This is a genomic window from Deferrivibrio sp. (assembly GCF_055117995.1).
Window position 1 is genome coordinate 20,217 of sequence record NZ_JBSQOT010000004.1, and the last position, 13,079, is coordinate 33,295.

General features: G+C 35.9%; 17 protein-coding genes. All 17 read left to right on the forward strand.

What is annotated here, in order from left to right; all coding sequences use genetic code 11:
• Positions 1 to 4: 4 nt before the first annotated feature.
• The 17 genes from ACTCAF_RS02130 (at position 5) to lpxB (ending at position 13,059) form a co-directional block, all read left to right on the forward strand.
• Positions 5 to 232, forward strand: coding sequence for an AtpZ/AtpI family protein (locus ACTCAF_RS02130; RefSeq protein WP_463061656.1), 228 nt, complete (start codon positions 5 to 7; stop codon positions 230 to 232).
• A complete protein-coding gene (locus ACTCAF_RS02135; protein WP_463061657.1) occupies positions 225 to 569 on the forward strand; it encodes an ATP synthase subunit I in 345 nt (114 codons plus the stop codon). Before ACTCAF_RS02130 ends, ACTCAF_RS02135 begins: the two co-directional genes overlap by 8 nt.
• Positions 569 to 1,240 (forward strand): F0F1 ATP synthase subunit A, encoded by a 672-nt coding sequence (gene atpB / locus ACTCAF_RS02140; protein WP_463061658.1) that lies wholly within the window; start codon positions 569 to 571, stop codon positions 1,238 to 1,240. The genes ACTCAF_RS02135 and atpB overlap by 1 nt, the downstream gene beginning before the upstream one ends.
• Before the next feature lie 22 nt (positions 1,241 to 1,262).
• Positions 1,263 to 1,586 carry an ATP synthase F0 subunit C gene (gene atpE / locus ACTCAF_RS02145; protein ID WP_463061659.1) on the forward strand — a complete coding sequence of 108 codons (324 nt, stop codon included), beginning with the start codon at positions 1,263 to 1,265 and terminating at the stop codon, positions 1,584 to 1,586.
• A 39-nt stretch (positions 1,587 to 1,625) separates the two neighbouring features.
• Entirely contained in the window at positions 1,626 to 3,167 is a 1,542-nt protein-coding gene (locus ACTCAF_RS02150; protein ID WP_463061660.1) for a cytochrome c3 family protein, read from the forward strand.
• A 91-nt stretch (positions 3,168 to 3,258) separates the two neighbouring features.
• Entirely contained in the window at positions 3,259 to 3,948 is a 690-nt protein-coding gene (locus ACTCAF_RS02155; RefSeq protein ID WP_463061661.1) for a rhomboid family intramembrane serine protease, read from the forward strand.
• 15 nt (positions 3,949 to 3,963) lie between these two features.
• On the forward strand, positions 3,964 to 4,209 hold the full coding sequence (locus tag ACTCAF_RS02160) for a HypC/HybG/HupF family hydrogenase formation chaperone (protein ID WP_463061662.1): 246 nt from the start codon (positions 3,964 to 3,966) through the stop codon (positions 4,207 to 4,209).
• Entirely contained in the window at positions 4,181 to 5,272 is a 1,092-nt protein-coding gene (gene hypD / locus ACTCAF_RS02165; protein ID WP_463061663.1) for a hydrogenase formation protein HypD, read from the forward strand. Before ACTCAF_RS02160 ends, hypD begins: the two co-directional genes overlap by 29 nt.
• Positions 5,273 to 5,282: 10 nt before the next feature.
• Positions 5,283 to 6,272 carry a hydrogenase expression/formation protein HypE gene (gene hypE / locus ACTCAF_RS02170; RefSeq protein ID WP_463061664.1) on the forward strand — a complete coding sequence of 330 codons (990 nt, stop codon included), beginning with the start codon at positions 5,283 to 5,285 and terminating at the stop codon, positions 6,270 to 6,272.
• The gene (locus ACTCAF_RS02175; RefSeq protein ID WP_463061665.1) at positions 6,244 to 6,486 is read left to right on the forward strand and encodes a hypothetical protein; all 243 of its coding nucleotides are present in this window, start codon (positions 6,244 to 6,246) and stop codon (positions 6,484 to 6,486) included. The genes hypE and ACTCAF_RS02175 overlap by 29 nt, the downstream gene beginning before the upstream one ends.
• 40 nt (positions 6,487 to 6,526) lie before the next feature.
• Positions 6,527 to 6,889: a phosphoribosyl-AMP cyclohydrolase gene (hisI, locus tag ACTCAF_RS02180; protein WP_463061666.1), complete on the forward strand. Its 363-nt coding sequence runs from the start codon at positions 6,527 to 6,529 to the stop codon at positions 6,887 to 6,889.
• Positions 6,855 to 7,898 (forward strand): type IV pilus assembly protein PilM, encoded by a 1,044-nt coding sequence (gene pilM / locus ACTCAF_RS02185; RefSeq protein WP_463061667.1) that lies wholly within the window; start codon positions 6,855 to 6,857, stop codon positions 7,896 to 7,898. The genes hisI and pilM overlap by 35 nt, the downstream gene beginning before the upstream one ends.
• A complete protein-coding gene (locus tag ACTCAF_RS02190) occupies positions 7,895 to 8,440 on the forward strand; it encodes a PilN domain-containing protein (protein ID WP_463061668.1) in 546 nt (181 codons plus the stop codon). The genes pilM and ACTCAF_RS02190 overlap by 4 nt, the downstream gene beginning before the upstream one ends.
• Position 8,441: 1 nt before the next feature.
• Positions 8,442 to 9,017: a type IV pilus inner membrane component PilO gene (locus tag ACTCAF_RS02195; protein WP_463061669.1), complete on the forward strand. Its 576-nt coding sequence runs from the start codon at positions 8,442 to 8,444 to the stop codon at positions 9,015 to 9,017.
• Positions 9,014 to 9,553: a pilus assembly protein PilP gene (locus ACTCAF_RS02200; protein WP_463061670.1), complete on the forward strand. Its 540-nt coding sequence runs from the start codon at positions 9,014 to 9,016 to the stop codon at positions 9,551 to 9,553. Before ACTCAF_RS02195 ends, ACTCAF_RS02200 begins: the two co-directional genes overlap by 4 nt.
• Complete coding sequence (locus tag ACTCAF_RS02205) at positions 9,550 to 11,949, forward strand: type IV pilus secretin PilQ (RefSeq protein ID WP_463061671.1); 2,400 nt, start codon at positions 9,550 to 9,552, stop codon at positions 11,947 to 11,949. The genes ACTCAF_RS02200 and ACTCAF_RS02205 overlap by 4 nt, the downstream gene beginning before the upstream one ends.
• 6 nt (positions 11,950 to 11,955) lie before the next feature.
• A complete protein-coding gene (gene lpxB, locus ACTCAF_RS02210; protein ID WP_463061672.1) occupies positions 11,956 to 13,059 on the forward strand; it encodes a lipid-A-disaccharide synthase in 1,104 nt (367 codons plus the stop codon).
• Positions 13,060 to 13,079 lie beyond the last annotated feature (20 nt).

Below are 13,079 nucleotides of genomic sequence, written 5' to 3' on the forward strand. Positions count from 1 at the left end.
AAATATGAAATTCAACAAAAAGATGAGGTCGATGCTGAATGCAAGCACCATCGGCTTTTCTTTTATATCTGCAATAGGGATAGGTACCCTGATAGGCTACTATCTGGATAAGTATTTTGAAACAAAACCTTATCTCACCCTCATCTTCATGGTATTAGGGATAGTTGCAGGTTTTAGAAATATGTTTTACTTCGTCAAGAAAAGCATTAAAGAAGACGACAATAGTGAATAAAATTCTTTTAATTATATCGTTGATTTTTTTGGTGATTTTGTATACAGTATTCAAGATTTTTAAAGGTAGTATTGCTGCAGAAAACTTTTTGTTTGGATGGACTGTTGCTATGCTTAATTATTACGGCCTAACGAACAAAATAAAAGGCAGTTTTGAAAGTGGTTATGTAAAGGCTTTTGTTTTTAATAGCCAGTTTAGATTGCTTCTTACTGCAGCCATTATGATTTTGTGGTTTAAGTTTTACAAAATAGATCTTGTCGGCCTGTTAGTCGGTTTGAGTGTTGTTGCCGTATGCTTGCCGATAGGAGCGATTATTGCTGTTAGGAGGAATAGTTAATGGAACATCCGCTTAATATTTTTTCTTTTCTCCCTCATGAAGTGGTTGCAAAATATCTTCATGTTTTGATGATGTTTGTTATCGTTTTGCTGATAGTTATTATTGGTAAAATGGTTTCAGGCTTAAGGAGTGAAGTGCCTTCAACAAAACAAAATGTTTTTGAGTTGCTTGTTGGTGGAATTTACAAGATGGGTATTGATGTTATGGGGGAAGAAGGCAAGCCTTATATACCTCTAATATTTGCTATCGGTTTGTACGTGTGGTTTTCAAATGTCTTTGGTATTATACCTGGATTTGCTGCTCCTACTGCCAATCTCAATACGACTGCAGCACCTGCATTGATAGTGTTTTTTACTTACCATTTCATAGGGATAAAAAAACATGGCGCCCATTATATCAAGCATTTTATGGGACCTATCGCCTGGCTTGCTCCTTTAATGATTATTATTGAGCTTATAGGCCATCTCTCAAGGCCGCTCTCACTTTCAATGAGGCTTTTTGGGAACATTTTTGGTGAAGATCTTGTCATTATGATTCTTTTTGTGCTGGTTCCTTTTCTTGTACCATTGCCGATGTATTTTATGGCTATATTTACAAGTACATTGCAGGCATATGTTTTTATGATGCTATCAATGATTTATATTAGTGGTGCTCTTGAAGAAGCACACTAAGATTTTATATAAGGAGGCTTAAATGTCTAAAGTGTTTCGTTTAATTTTTAGCGTAGCTGCTGTTTTGGTAGTTTCTGCAATCAGCGCTTTTGCTGCTGAAGGTGGCGCTTCTGCTGAGGGTTCAAAATGGGCAGTTTACCTTGCTGCTGGACTTGGAATGGGGATTGCTGCTTTTGGTACAGGTCTTGCCCAGGGTAAGGCTGTTGCAAGCGCAGTTGAAGGTATTTCAAGGAATCCAGGAGCTTCTGGTAAGATTATGACTCCAATGATCATTGGTCTTGCGATGATCGAGTCACTTGCTATTTATGCTCTTGTTGTTGCTTTGATACTTCTTTTTGTTGTATAATAATCAGGGGCTTTTAGCCCCTTTTCCTTGAGGTGGGCTATGTTAGGTAAATTATTTGCTAAATTGGGAGATTTTATAAAAAAAGATCCTGTGGTTTTTGTTCTTGCTATTATTGTTTTGGTAGTAGGTTTTACATTTGCCAATATAGAAGTATTGCATATAACATCGGAGTCTAAATTTTGTGGCTCATGTCACCCTGAGGAGAAAGTTGGTCCGCTGGGTGAGTACCACACATGGGCGAAAAATATACACTCCACTGCAGAAATAGAATGTATCGACTGCCATGGTAAGCCGGGTTTTGTGGGGTATATGAAGGCAAAAATAGGTGGTCTTAAAGATTTGTATGGTGAATTTTTTAAATCATACGAACATAAGATTGAAATACTTACAAAAGGGGCAACCGATAAAGAGTATGCCGCCAAACTTGTTCCGAATGAGACATGTCTGCATTGCCATTCTGACCAGGTCAATGCTTTTAATAGAAAAAATTATGTTATGTCTGTTGGTGTAGACTTTAGAAAGATTGATAATGTTGTAAATCCAAGATTTAGAGAATCTTTCGGCAAGCCTGATATATTGACTGAAAAAGTAAGCGTAGGGGTAGACCCAAATCACAAAAAGCATATTGAAGAGGTTGGGCTAAACTGTGTAGACTGTCACCTTGGTGTAGCTCATGGTGGAGAGTTTCACAATTTGCCAAAGATGGAAACATGTTTTACTTGCCACTACAATGAGAGAAGTAAAAATAGTAATATATCTGCTCCGGAAAATAATGAGTGCGAAAAATGTCACACAATGCAAAAAAGTATTCAGCAGGGTGTGTATGTAAAAGGTATTGAAGAGACTAAATGGTATATGGCGGATTTGAGTTGTTCTGATTGTCATAATGATCCATTTAGCAGACCTAACTCTGATAAATGTGTAAGCTGCCATGATGAATCTTATGCCTCAATCCTTTTTGATACTCAAAAGGCATATCTCGAAAAGTTGAGTGAAGTTCAGAAGGTAAGGGACAAGCTTTTTGTTGAAAGACTTGAAATGCCTGAAGGTAAGAGAAAGCTTTTTAACGAAGCTAACAGACTTGTCAGGATTCTTGAAATGGATGGCTCAAAAGGGGTTCATAATCCAGAATATTTTGACATGATATTTGAAAAGGCACATGAATTGTTAAACGCAACGGAAAGCTACGTTGAGCCTGTGAAGACAGAAGTAGGTATGAAGTCTTCTACAGGTGAAAAAGAAGCTTCTGGTCATGAAGAAGCGAAAACGGAAGAAAAGGCTGAAGTAGCGGAGTTTAAAGGTAACCCAGCTGAGCTTATGGAAATAGCTCCTGAAGAAATTAATTTAGCTGAACAGCATGGTATTGAAACTACTAAAAAACCTGTTGTTTTTAATCACAAGGAACATGCAGAAAGACTTTCCTGTAATGAGTGTCATAGCAATCCTGAAGAAGGTACACTTAAATTTGAAGTTGTAAATCTAAAGGGAACCAACAACGATTTCCATAAACAGCTTTGTTTTCCTTGTCATAAGGAAAATAAAGTACCAAAAGGTACAAGCTGTACCACATGCCATAAGTAAAAGATAAAGCCTGGCCAGATGGCCGGGCTTTTTTTGTTGTAATTATAAAAATAAATATATACTATTACCTAAAAAGTTTATGAGGTAAAGTATGTTTCCTTTGAAGGACTCAATCAAATCAAATTCTTTTCCAATATTAAATACAATCATAATTGTATTTAACTGTCTGGTGTTTTTCTATGAAGTTTCACTTAACAGATATCAACTAAGCCTTTTTTTTATAGAATATGGACTGGTGCCAGTTAAACTGTTTTTGCCAGCAGACGTAGTATCTTTTGGTGATAAAATACTACCATTTTTTACATCAATGTTTATACACGGAGGGTGGATGCACCTTATAGGCAATATGTACTTTTTATATATATTTGGTGATAATGTGGAAGATTTAATGGGTCACTACAAGTATTTGGTTATGTATATTGTATTTGGAGTTGTAGCAGCAATTACTCAAGTGTTATTGTACCCAAACTCAAATATTCCAACAATTGGTGCTTCCGGAGCTGTATCAGGAGTAATGGGGTACTATTTTATAAAGTTTCCTTACTCAAGGGTTAAGACACTGGTATTTATAATAATTTTTGTTACAATAATGGAAATACCCGCTGTTATATTCTTGGGTCTGTGGTTTTTGATGCAATTCTTAAATGGTTCATCCCAGCTAATGTATTCTACGGCCGGCGGTGTGGCGTGGTGGGCTCATATAGGAGGCTTTGTGGCAGGAATTGCATATGCGATTTATGATAAAAAAGTCTATGTATATAAAAGAAATGTTCAGTGGTAATTGGAGGATTTTGTTATGTGTTTGGGTTTGCCTGGAAAATTAATTGAAATTTCAGAGGATAAGACTGCCGGAATAGTTGATATAGCGGGTACAAAGAGAGATGTATCTTTGATGATTTTACCGGAAGAGGTAAATGTGGGCGATTATGTTATGGTTCATGTGGGATTTGCCATTTCAAAAATGGATGAACAGCAGGCCAAGGAAACACTAAATGCCATACTGGAGTACTGTGATGCAGATGGTAACGAAATTCAGGGATAAAAATACAGTAAAGAGCCTATTGTCAAAAATACAAAGTGAAGCCCGGAGCAACCGACAGTACAGGATAATGGAAGTATGCGGTACGCACACTATGTCAATTTCAAGATTTGGAATTAGAAGTCTTTTACCTGATAATATAAAACTAATTTCTGGGCCAGGTTGTCCCGTGTGTGTGACTTCTCAGGGGGAGATAGACCTGATTTTTGAACTACTTCAAAAAGAGGATGTTGTTTTGGCGGTGTATGGAGATTTAATGAAGGTTCCGGGCTCAGCAGGTGAAAATCTGATTGAGCTAAAATCAAGCGGTAAAGATATAAGGGTAATTTTATCCCCTCTTGATGTTATAAAAATAAAAGAAAGCGTCAATAAGCCTGTTGTGTTTGTTTCTATTGGTTTTGAAACTACCACTCCTGCATCAGCGGGACTTGCCCACAAAATTGTATGTAATGATATAAAAGATATATATTTTCTTGTGTTCAATAAAACTATGCCGGAAATAATTAAAGTTTTGCTGAAGGATAAAGAGCTAAATATTGATGGGTTTCTTTGCCCGGGGCATGTGACAGCGATTACAGGAGAAAAACTTTACTTGCCGATTGTCGATAATAAGAAGGCTGCATCTATTGCTGGATTTGAGCCTGTGGATATACTTTACTCGATTCTCGAAATTATTAACCAGGTAAATAGAGGTAAATTCTATATAGCAAACAGTTATAGCAGAGTAGTAAGAGCCGAAGAGAATAAAATAGCAAGGAGTTTGATTGAAGAATATTTTGAGCCTGCAGATTCATATTGGAGAGGGATTGGGGTTATTGAAAAAAGTGGACTTAAATTAAAAAAAGAGTACGAACATCTTGATGCTGTCAAGAAATTTAACCTAAAACCTCGGTATGTAGATGAGATAGCAGGGTGCAGATGCGGAGATGTTTTGAAAGGGAAGATTTTGCCTAACGAGTGTAAAATGTTTGGTGGCAAGTGTAAACCTGATAACCCCGTAGGTCCTTGCATGGTATCTGGAGAAGGTGCCTGTGCAGCGTATTACAAATATGAGATTTTTCAATGAAGGTGCTTAAATGAAATTTACCACAATGACCCTTGGCGGGGGTGGAAAACAAACAAATGATTTTATAAAAGAGTTTATTTTAAAAAAATTGGGGAATACCTATCTCAATCAATTAAGAGATGCCTCAGTCCTTGATATCAACTCCAACAAACTGGCTTTTACCACAGACTCATTTGTGGTAATGCCGGAATTTTTTCCCGGAGGCGACATAGGCAAGTTGGCTGTTTATGGTACGTGCAATGATCTTGCTGTAAGCGGTGCAAAACCACTTTATTTGTCATTATCTTTTGTAATATCGGAAGGCTACGGACTGAAGAATGTTGCCAGAATAATTTCTTCTATAAAGGAAGCTTCAGAAGAGGTGGGGGTTAGTGTAGTATGCGGTGATACAAAAGTTATAGAGCGCAGTGAAAATATACGAATCATTATTAATACCGCAGGGATAGGGTTGCTGCAAAAAGATATTAACGATTATACTTCGATTGTACCTGGTGATAAAGTGATTTTTACCTCTGATATTGGAAGGCATGGTCTGGCAGTTTTATCAGAAAGAGGAGAATTTAACCTTGATGCTGACATAAAGAGTGATTGTGGCAATTTGTATGAAATTTTCAGAAAAATAGGGTATAATGGTATAAAGTTTGCGAGGGATGCCACGAGAGGGGGTGTGGCAGCGGTGCTAAACGAAATATCGGAAAAATCAGGTTTTGGTTTTTTAATTGAAGAAAGTGAGATACCTGTCGAACAAAATGTAAAGTACTTACTGGAGTTTTTGGGGCTTGACATGTTTAATGTGGCAAATGAAGGGGTGGCTGTAATTATTTGTGAAAGTGAGCAATCCGATAGCATTTTAAAGAAGTTAAAAACTGTGAAAATTTCGAAGAATGCAAAAATAGTGGGAGAGGTCACCGAAAAAAATAAGGTAATTTTGAGAAATGAATATGGGGGGCTTAGAGTTGTTGAAATGCCTGATGGCAATCTTCTGCCTCGTATCTGTTAGTTTAATTGCTGGTTGCGGCAAGAAGGATTACACAATCATAGAAGCTAAATGTGGAAATTGCCACAAAAGTGAAATTGTATATCTGAAAAAACGTAGCATAGATGAGTGGAACAGGGTTTTGTATGCAATGCAGCTTCGAGGATTGACTATTAGTGAAAAAGAGAAAGGGGAGATTTTTGATGTATTGAAAGAGAAAAAACTAATAAATAATTGAAAAAGTGTTGCTATATATAAAAATAGTGGTAAAATAAACTATGACTACCAAAATAGATTGGGAAAAAATGAATGGATTGGTGCCTGTAATTGTACAGGATATTTTATTGAAGGATATTTTAATGCAGGCATATACTGACAAAGAAGCCTTTGAACTAACATTAAATACAGGTTACGCCCATTATTACTCAAGAAGCAGAAATTCTATATGGAAAAAAGGGGAGACATCCGGGAATTTGCAAAAAATAGTGAAAATTTATCTGGACTGTGACGGAGATTGTCTGCTTTATCAGGTTGAGCAGACAGGTCCTGCATGTCATACCGGTGAAAAAACGTGTTTTTTTAATGAAATAAAAATAGGTGGGAACTATGTTTGGGAAGAAGGAGAATTTGATTGGTATTGATATTGGAAGCTATTCAGTCAAGATGATTGAATTGAAAGGTAAAAAGAGTGGGTATCTTTTGAAAAGCATATCTGAGGTTGTTTTGCCGGAGGATGTAATCTCTGAGGGGAGTATCGTTGACTATGCAGAGGTTACAAGGTGTATTAGAGAGGCATTTCAAAAAGGGAATTTCAGTCATAAGAAGGTGGCTTCTGCATTGAAAGGTACCAACGTAATTGCAAAAAAAGTAACCTTGGCTATTGAAGATGAAAAGAATTTTTCCGAGACATTCAGATGGGAAGCCGAGCAGTATATCGGTAGAAAAGATCTTGAAGACTACAATATTGACTATGAGGTTATTGGGAATATCAAGCAGGGTGAGCATGTTGATGTGGTCATAGCGGTGGCCAGAAAAGATTTGATAATGGATTTATCATCTGTTATTGAGTCGGCAGGTCTAAAACCCATGGCGGTTGATCTTTCGGTATTTACCCTGATAAATGCATTCGAAGTAAATTACGGAATAGAAGAAGATGTAATTGCTATTGTTGATATAGGCAATTCTTCAACGCAGATAGTTTTTGTTAAAAACGGTGTTTATGAGTTTTCAAGGGAAGTCAACTATTCAGGGAAAAACTGTGTTGAAATGATACAGCAACGACTTGGTATTACAAGGGAAGATGCGGTGGCAAAATTGTTTGATATTGAGGCTGTCGAGTATGATGAAGAGTTACGAAGTATTATAAATGATTTTAATATTCAGCTTGCAACGGAAGTAAAAAATTCCATAAATATGTTTTTGACCAGCGGTCAGATTAAAACCAACAGATGCTATATTTGCGGTGGAGGTTCAGTAATATATGGACTTAAAGAAGTTTTTGAACAAAGACTTGATATATCTGTAAACCAATTTAATCCATTTGCAAATATTGAAATTGACAAATCAGTGGACATGGAGTTTTTAAACAATAATTTATATAAATTTAACTGTGCTTTAGGGCTTGCCCTGAGGAAGGTGGATGATAGATGATTAGGATTAATTTACTTTCCACAAAAAAGAAAAGAAAATTAAACAAAGGGGTGTATGAGTTAATCCTTTTTGTTTTGGTGGTTGGGTTTGTGTTCGTTTCCTGCTTTATCATTAATTCAACACTAAACAGCCAGATATTGATCGCAAAGACTGAAGTGGATAGGTTAAACAAGGAGTTTAAGAGATTAAGTAAAATCAAGAAAGAGGTTGATGGTTTCAAAAAGAGAAAAGAAGAGCTGCAAAAGAAAATTGATGTTGTCAAAAGGCTAAAACAAGGGCAAAAAGGATATTATGAGATTTTGACAAACCTGGAATATGCAATGCCCGAGGATGTTTGGATATCCAGGTTTGATTTTAACGGAAAAGATGTGACTTTAAGCGGGGCTTCCCTTAGAACTGCGTCTGTGAATGAATTTATTCTGAATCTTTTTGCCACCAAGATGTTTGACAATATTGACCTTAAGGTGGTGAAGAAGACTACTGTTGAAAATATTGACATCAATGACTTTAATATCACCGCAAAAATAAAGATAGGTGGTTGATATGCTTGACAGAATATTTAAAATACCTTTTAAATTCAGGCTGATTGTAGAAGTGCTAATAATAGTTTTAATAGGTGGGGCTTACTATTATTTTTACTATACACCAAAAATAGAAGAAATAGATAAGCTTGCAAGGGAATATGACAGCCTTGCGATAAAAATTTCTCAACTTAAACCAATAGAGCTTAGTTATGATCAGTTCAAAAAGGAAGTTGAGCTGCTTGAAGAGCAATTCCAGATGGTATTGAAGATTTTACCTAATGAGAAAAATTTTAATGTGTTGTATGATGAGGTAGTCGGTCTTGCTGAAAAAAGTGGGGTAAAGGTTACACTTTTTCAACCCGGTGGCGAGAGCAGGGTTGATGAATTTCACTCAAGAGTTAACTTTAGTATGAATTTTCAAACTACCTATGTTGAGCTTATAAACTATTTATACCGTCTCAACTATCTGGATAAAATAATTGACATTAACTCATTTTCCCTTTCTCCTCAAAAGGATAAGGATGGCACTTTGATTCTTAATGTCAAAGCCTCTCTCAATTCATACAGATTTAATGTGCCGGGGGGTGGAAAGTGATAAGGGTTAAGAGCGTAATAGTTTTTTTGGTTGTTTTGTTGATAATTGGTTGCGACTATATAATTCCGGATGTTGATTTCAAAAAAAGACAATCCGGTAAGAAGATTAAGCCTGTAGAAGTAAATACTGATGCAATAGTGGCTCAGGGTGAGCAGTTGAAGACTCTTTTTGAAACTCAGTATAAACCGCTTGAATATAAAAATAAGAAAAATCCTTTTGTATCAGTTATTGATGTTTACAAGGAAAATCTTGCTGGGGGTGCTTCTGTAGGAGACAATCCTCTTGAAAATGTGGAGTTAGAACAGATAAGACTTACGGGCTCACTCAGCGGAGAGGTTGGAAACGTTGGGGTGGTGCAGGTTGGTGACCAGGTTTTTTATGTAAAAGAAGGGGATAAAATTGGGAAAAATAGTGGAGTTATTATTGGTATAACTCCAAATGAGATGAAAATAAGGCAGGTCGAAACAGATATTTTTGGTAATATAAGAACAGTTATAAAAGAAATTAAGATTGTAAATAAGGAGGATAACTTATGAGAATTTATAAATTAGTAATATTTGCCGTTTCAGTCTTTTTATTGCTCTCATGCGCGGCCAAAAAGGAAAGTGCTGACAATCTGATTGTTAAAAAGTCGGTAAAATCTATTAAAGTAGAAAAATCCTCCGAAAATAAATATAATATTACACTAACCGGTGATTCTTCAGTCAATTACAAGGTTTATTATTCCAAATCTCCTTTCAAGCTTACCGTAATGAGCCCGGATGCACTGCTTGGTGAAGATGTAGTTAAGTATACATACAATGATGATGTTATTTCAAAAATCGCTTCATTTGTTGGTGACCAGGGTGCAACAATTGAGGTTTTTCTTAGCAGTGATGTTAATTATAATGTAAGTGAAAATAGCGGCAGTCTTGATATTGTGCTTGATGTAATAAAGCCAGAAGTAAAAGCCCTTGGAGATGCTGGCTTGGAGTTTAAGGGTGCAGAATTTGAAAATGTTGAGCTGGGTAGAAATGTTCTGAGCTTTGAAAACTTGTCAGATGATAACAGTTTTCTTGTAAAAATTGAACTTGATGGCGTTGTAAAGTATGATTATGGTTATCTTAATGACAAACTTTTGTATATAGACTTGTTTGATGTAAACAATAAAATTGCAGATAAAATAATTAATGGTAAAGGGATTGTAAGAAAGGTCAGGATAGGCAGTTATTATCCACCACAGAAAGTGAGATTTCTTGTTGATGTCCAGAGGTCAAATCCTATTTTTGCCGGTCAGAATGGCAAATACCTTGTATTGTCAAGTGAGATAACAAATGTACCTAAAGATGACAAGTATATTACAAGTATTGAATCTATCGCAGTCAAAAAGTATCAGAGTTTGATTATAAAACTTACAGGTAATCCAGTTTATACAAAGAAAGTTGTAAATGGCAATCTTGTTCTGGAATTTTCAAAAGGGTTTAAAGCTTTAAAGAGTGTTAAGAATACCATGGCATTTTCCAACTTGCCATTTAGAAAAGTCAGCGTGGGAAAGATTGACGACAAATTGTCCATAATAATAGTACCAAATGGCGAGATTTACGCAAAAGTAGAAAAAACGCCTGAAGGGGTAATGGTCAGTGGCAGTTTCAATGATTTTTCAAAGGCCGAAGATGTCTTAAAAGCACAGGAAGTAAAAGCAGATGCCGTTACTGAAAACAAGACTGAGAAATACGATAAAAAAGATTTGGTAAGCCTTAGTATAAAAGATATGGATGTAAGGGAAGCAATAAGACTTATTTATTTTGGAAGAAATAAAAATATAGTGTTTGGAAACGAAGTGAAAGGGAATGTCAGTTTGTTTGTTAAGGATGTTCATTATAAAAAAGCTCTGGATATCATTTATAATGAAAACAACCTGATAGAAATGGATGAAGATAATGTAGTATGGGTTATAAGCAAGCAGAGAAAGGCAGAAATTGAGGCCAAAAAGATTCAGGAGATAAAGGCAGCTCAGCAAAAGCAGGAGCTTGAACCACTAATTACAGAAATAATTCCGGTTAACTACTCATCTGCCAGCGACTATAAAGGTGTGATAGAATCGGTGCTTTCAGGTAGAGGAAAACTCCAGATTGAAAGCAGGACAAACAGTTTTGTAATTACTGATACAGCAGATTCAATTGAAAAAGCAAAAAATCTGTTGGCTGAGGTTGACAGACCAACTCCACAGGTGACTATTGAAGCAAGAATTGTAGAAGTTTTTGATTCTAATAACTCTAACCTCGGTATTCAGTGGGGCGGAAAGGTTACAAACAGTACAACAGCATATAATTTCCCAGCAACAGTTGGAGTGCAGGGGAATACTGGTGCCACAAGTCCTTTTGGTAATGGATACTTGGTAAACTTACCTGTTGGTACGCCTGCTGGTGCTCTTGCACTTACCTTGGGCAATATTTCAGGGAGTTTTGCACTTGACGTGGCACTTTCGGCCCTGGAATCTCAAAACAAAGCCAAGACTATTTCAAGCCCGAGGATAACCACATTAGACAATGAAGAGGCCGAAATTAAAAGCGGTGGAAAGGCTGTAATTGTCCCTACTGGAGATAATACGAATACTGAAGAGATAGATGTGGGTATAAAACTTAAAGTAAAACCACATATAACAGCCAACAAAATGGTTTATATGGAAATAGAAGTTGAAAAGAGTTCGCTTGGCTCAGTTACCGGAAATACAGCCACTACAGAGGAGAAAAAGGCAAAGACTCAAGTCTTGTTAGCAAGCGGTGATACTACTGTTATTGGCGGAATATACGAAGATGAGGAAAGGGTAATAACACAGCAAGTACCAGGACTCGGTGATATTCCTATTCTGGGCTGGCTGTTTAAATCAAAAAATAATATTTATACCAAAAAAGAGCTACTAGTATTTTTAACACCAAGGGTTGTGCAATAATTTGTAATGAAAATTTTTCTCATAGCGGGCGAAGAGTCTGCAGATATACATGGAAGCAATATGATCCGCCATTTGAAAAAAATGGCGGATTTTTCATTGTATGGCACAGGTGGAACTCGTCTGAAAGAGCTTGGCCAGGAGCAATATTTTAATATCAATCAGATGACAATTATAGGACTGGATGAGATATTAAAAAAATCAGGACTTATAATTTCAATGTTTAAAACACTGAAAGAAAAAATTATTCAGATAAAACCAGATGTTGTGATTTTAATAGATTATCCGGGCTTTAACCTGAGATTTGCAAAAATAGTAAAAAAACTCGGACTTAAAGTAATCTATTATATAGCCCCACAGGTTTGGGCTTGGCATTATTCCAGAATTGAAAAGATTAAAAAATATGTTGATCTTGTTTTATGTATATTACCATTTGAAGAAGATATTTTCAGAAAAGAAGGAATTAATGCAAAATATGTAGGTAACCCGATTATAGATAACCTGAAAATAACCTGTACATCAAAAGATGATTTTAAAAGAAGTTTGACGCTTGATAAACAAATAACAGTTGGCATATTGCCAGGCAGCAGGAGAAAAGAGATAAACAATCTTATGCCTGAGATAATAAAAGCTTACAGGCTGATTGAAGATAAGTATAATTTTGTTCTTGCAAGAGCTTCCAACATTGAACAGGAACTAATAGATAATTATACAAAAAATACGAATATTAAAGTTGTTGAAAATATGAATTATGATGTAATGAAATATTCCGATGTCTTGTGGATTTGCTCAGGGACTGCTACACTTGAGGCAGCAATATTAAAGACTCCCATGGTATTGCTGTATAAGGTTGGAAAAATAACTGAGATTATAGGGAAGATAGTTATAAGGACTGATTTTATAGGCCTTCCGAATATAATAGCAGGGAAAAAGATAATACCCGAGTTAATACAGAATGATATGAACTATAAAAATATAATAAAATATACAAATTCCATCCTTGAAAACAAATCAAGCTTTAATGCTGAACTTGAAAAGGTAAGTAATTATTTCCTTAATCTAAACCCTTCGGCCAATGCAGCGAGGGAAATTTATTCCTTTTTAAATATCTAAGTTTATAATTTATTGATAAA